Origin of the sequence: Allobosea sp. (genome assembly GCF_051860145.1) — a bacterium.
Taxonomy (GTDB): Bacteria; Pseudomonadota; Alphaproteobacteria; order Rhizobiales; family Beijerinckiaceae; genus Allobosea.
This window is the reverse complement of the sequence record NZ_JBHYEM010000064.1, coordinates 1-535: the sequence shown is the minus strand read 5'-3', so window position 1 is coordinate 535 and position 535 is coordinate 1. Positions and strand designations below refer to the sequence as shown.

At 69.3% G+C, this 535-nt stretch carries 1 protein-coding gene; it reads left to right on the top strand.

All coding sequences use genetic code 11. From position 1 onward, the window contains the following. On the top strand, positions 1 to 535 hold a 535-nt coding region (locus ACTIF2_RS27715), incomplete at both ends, for an HlyD family secretion protein (protein ID WP_439500357.1).

Sequence of the window (535 nt, the reverse complement as noted above, 5' to 3'; positions counted from 1 at the left end):
CATCTTCCTGCAACGGCTCGATCAGGCCCGCGCCAGTCTCGCGGCGCAGCATGCTGCGCTCGCCAATTCCGAGCAGGCCCGCCATGCCGCCGAGGCACGCCAACGCGCCAGCGAGGCCAATGTCGCCAGCGCCGAGGCCGCACTTCGCACGGCGGAAGCCAATTGGGGCCGCATCGAGCCGTTGCGCGAGCGCGGCATCGTCAGCCAGACCAACACGGACCAGAGCCAGCAGGCGCTGGACCAAGCCAAGGCCGCCCTGACGGCGAGCCACGCGGCCGTCGACGTCGCTCGTCAGGACGTGCAGAGCGCCATCGTCAACAAGGCATCGCTGGAAGCGGCTGTGCAGGGCGGCGAGGCCGCCGTGCATCTCGCCGAGATCGACCTGCAGAACACCCGCATCACCGCCCCGCAGGACGGGCGTCTCGGCGAGGTTTCGGCCCGGCTCGGGCAGTATGTCTCGGCCGGTACGCAATTGATGGCGCTGGTGCCGAGCCAGGTCTGGGTGATCGCCAATTTCAAGGAGACCCAGCTCCCC